We start from the raw sequence: 3,706 nt of genomic DNA on the forward strand, positions 1-3,706 counted from the left end.
GGAGGATGAGCGCCGACGAGGTCGAGCTGCCGCCCGTGGCGGAGATGCTCGAGGCGTTCCGGCTCGTGCAGGCGGCGGAGGCGTGGCGGTCGAGCGGCTCGTGGGTCGCGGCGCATCCGGGAGTGCTGGCGGCGGACGTCCAGGCGCGCTTCGACGCGGCCTCGCTCGTCGACGAGCAGACGGAGGCGGACGCGCGGGCGCGAGTCGCGGGGTTCCGGGAGGCGCTCGACCGTGCGCTCGAGGGGCGGGTGCTCCTCCTGCCGTCGACGTCGTCGGTGGCGCCGGCCCTCGATGCGTCGGCCGAGGCGATCGACGCGGCGCGGACGGCGACGCTCGGCCTGACCTGCGTCGCCGGGATCGGCGGGTATCCGGCGCTGTCGGTGCCGCGATTGAGTGTCGGCGGCGCTCCGGTGGGGCTCTGCCTGGTGGGACCGCGGGGGTCGGATCTCGCACTGCTGGAGCTGGCCGGCACGCTCTGAGAGGGGCCACGCCCGGAGCTCGTTCTCTCCCTCGTCGTGAATCGAGGCGGAAGCCGTGACCCGCTCTCCCGCTCGCCGCCTCTCCCTCTCCCTCTCCCTCTCCCTTTCTCTCTCGCTCCGTCCCTCCGTCGCTCCGTCCCTCCGTCGCTCCGTCCCTCCGTCCCTCGTCGTGGATCCGAGGCGGAAGCTGCGCCGTTGTGGCCGAGTCGCTGCGCTGACCGCTGTCCTCGAGTGCGATCTCAGCGGTGAGCACGGGCGCCGAGCCCGGAGGGTGGAACGGGCCCGGGTGCAGCGAGTGCGGGCTCGGTGGACCGGTTCGTCGGCGGGCGCGTCGGACGACCGGCCTCCAGGCTCGGCCATCGGCTGAGACAGGCCGCCGGCTCAGACCCGCGCGGCGCCAGCGGCCGTGCACGAGCACGCCTGCTGGAGCACGCCCGCAGGAGCGCGGCTCCTTCCGCCGTCAGAACGGGGGCGGCGCATCGCTGAAGCTCGGCCTGCGCTGCGGCGGGGCTGGCGGCGCGGGCGGATCGGGTGGACGGGTGACCACGCGGCGGCCCGTGGGGGTGGTCCAGTCGGCCGATCCGTCGGGGTGGAGCGTGTAGGTCCAGCGGTCGCCGTGGCGGACGTGGTGGTGGGCGACGCAGAGCGACGCCAGGTTGTCGAGGGCGGTGGCGCCTCCGTGACGCCACTCGAGCGTGTGGTCGGCCTCGGCGGTCGCCGCGGGCCGGGTGCAGCCGGGGAAGCGGCATGTCCGGTCGCGCAGCTGGAGGGCGAGGCGCATCCGCGGGGGAGGGAGGCGGTGCGTGCGTCCGACGGAGACCACGGCGCCCGTGCTCGGATGGGTGAGCACCGGGGTGACGGCCGAGTCGGCTCCGAGGAGCTCGCGCGCGACGCCGGCCGGGATGAGGCCGTAGCCGTCCAGTTCCGCGGGGGTCTCGTCCTGCCCGGCCGCGGTGCTCGCGGCGAGGGTCAGACGTACCTCGGCCCGGATGCCGCGAGCGGACGTGCGCGGACGCTCGTCGCCCGGCGCCGTGCCGGACACGTCGCCGTCGCAGAGCAGGTCGACCAGGGCGTCGGCCCGCAGCTGCGCGAGCGTGCGCTCCTCCGCTGCACCGCTCCCGTCGCGGAGGGCGCGGGCGATCCGGTCGAGCCGCGCGAGCGCACCGAAAGCGGCCGGAGCGGGGAGGGTCGCGCAGAGCGTGGCCATGCCGTCCTGCTCGGGCGAGACCCGGACCGACCGGTCCTCCCGAGCGCGAGCGTGTCGGTCGGCCAGAGGACTCTCGTGGAGCTCGTCCCGCAGCCGGGTCAGGCGTCGCCGCAGCTGGGTCGGCGTCATCGAGGCGGCCAGTCCCGCGGCGCGCTCGTCGAACTCCGGGAGGGAGGCCGGCGGCAGGGTGGCCGCGACTCCGCAGATGATCTGCCCCGCCTCCCAGCGCACGCGCGCCTCGGCCAGCGCGGCGCGCGTGCAGGGCAGGTGGTCGACCAGCAGGCGGGCGTGCTCGAGCTCGCGCGCGGCCACACGCTCGGACACGGCGAGTGCGACGGCGAGCTCGGCCCGGACGGAGCGCTCCACGAGGTCGCGCGACTCGGCGGGAGACCCGCCGCGCGCGAACGCCTCCGGGCGACGCAGAGCAGCCGTGTACGCCTCGTGCAGCGCCTCGGCGGAGGCGAGGTGGAGCGGAGCCGCCGAGCGGGCGAGCAGCGCCGCGCGGTCGCCGAGGGCGCGGACCTCCTCGAGTCCCTGCCGCATCCCATCCGTCATACCCGTATTGAACCAGCGACCACCGACACGCGGGCCGCAGGTGCGTCCGATCGGGAGAACCCGCTTCCGGAGGACGCCTGTGGAGGAGCTTCTGTCGAGAATCTCGACCCGCCACACCGCGAAACACCGGCGAAACGTCCGTCGCATAGGCTCTGCGGGTGAAACGACTGTTTCTCTCCCGCTCGTGAAGAGGTGGCCCATGACCGCGCCCGCACCGTTCCTCCCCGTCGATCCGCCGCCTCGCCTGCTGATGGGGCCGGGCCCGATCAACGCGGATCCGCGCGTCCTGCGTGCGATGTCGGCGCAGCTGGTCGGGCAGTACGACCCGTTCATGACGGCGACGATGACGGAGACGCAGGAGCTGTACCGGCAGGTGTTCCGCACCCGCAACGAGAAGACGATGCTCGTCGACGGCACGAGCCGTGCGGGCATCGAGGCGGCGCTGGTCTCGATGCTGGAGCCGGGCGACCGCGTGCTCGTGCCGGTGTTCGGGCGGTTCGGGCACCTCCTCCGGGAGATCGCGGAGCGCTGCGGCGCGGAGGTGCACGTGATCGAGGCCGAGTGGGGGCAGGTCTTCCCCGTCTCGGCGATCGCCGAGGCCCTGGCCCGGGTGAAGCCGAAGATGCTGGCCGTGGTCCACGGCGACACGTCGACCACCATGGCGCAGCCGCTGGAGGAGCTCGGCGCCCTCTGCGAGAAGCACGGCGCCCTCTTCTACACCGACGTCACCGCCTCCGTCGCGGGCAACGCCTTCGCGACCGACGAGCTCGGGCTCGACGCGGTCACCGCGGGGCTCCAGAAGTGCCTGGGCGGCCCGTCCGGATCGGCTCCCGTCACCTTCTCGGAGAAGGCCGTCGCGGTGATCGAGTCGCGCAGGAGCATCGAGGCGGGGATCCGCGACGAGGGCGACACTGTCAGCGCCCGCCGCGTCCGCTCCAACTACTTCGATCTCGGCATGATCTTCGACTACTGGGGGCCGCGCCGCCTCAACCACCACACCGAGGCGACCACGATGCTCTACGGCGCGCGCGAGTGCGCCCGCATCGTCGTCGAGGAGGGCCTGGACGAGACGGTCGCCCGCCACGCGCTGCACGGGTCGGCGATGCTCGCCGGAGTCCGCGGCCTCGATCTCGAGGTGTTCGGCGACGTCGGGCACAAGATGACGAACGTCGTCGCGGTGCGCATCCCGCAGGGCGTGAACGGTGACGCGGTGCGCGGGGAGATGCTCGCCGACTTCGGCATCGAGATCGGCACGTCCTTCGGGCCGCTGCACGGGAAGGTCTGGCGCATCGGCACGATGGGCTACAACGCCCGGACGGACGCGGTGCTGACCACCCTGGCGGCGCTGGAGGCGGTGCTGCGCCGCGCGGGCGCCTCCGTGCCGGTGGGCGGCGGAGTCGCGGGGGCCTACGAGGTCTACGGGGCGGCACGCGCATGACCGGCACCACCACGGACCCCGCCACCA

The 3,706-nt window shown here is 74.1% G+C and carries 2 protein-coding genes and 1 pseudogene; 2 read left to right on the top strand and 1 reads right to left on the bottom strand.

Annotated features, from left to right (window positions below):
- A pseudogene (locus tag C5C33_RS17925) lies at positions 1 to 479 on the top strand (amidase family protein); the annotation flags it as partial.
- Between the two features lie 460 nt (positions 480 to 939).
- Here the strand turns inward: C5C33_RS17925 and C5C33_RS17930 are convergent.
- The gene (locus C5C33_RS17930; protein WP_181136281.1) at positions 940 to 2,241 is read right to left on the bottom strand and encodes an HNH endonuclease signature motif containing protein; all 1,302 of its coding nucleotides are present in this window, start codon (positions 2,239 to 2,241) and stop codon (positions 940 to 942) included.
- 199 nt (positions 2,242 to 2,440) lie between these two features.
- Here C5C33_RS17930 and C5C33_RS17935 point away from each other — a divergent pair, with 199 nt between their 5' ends.
- Entirely contained in the window at positions 2,441 to 3,679 is a 1,239-nt protein-coding gene (locus C5C33_RS17935) for an alanine--glyoxylate aminotransferase family protein (protein WP_258069280.1), read from the top strand.
- Positions 3,680 to 3,706: the final 27 nt, after the last annotated feature.

Source organism: Rathayibacter sp. AY1H3 (assembly GCF_002932015.1).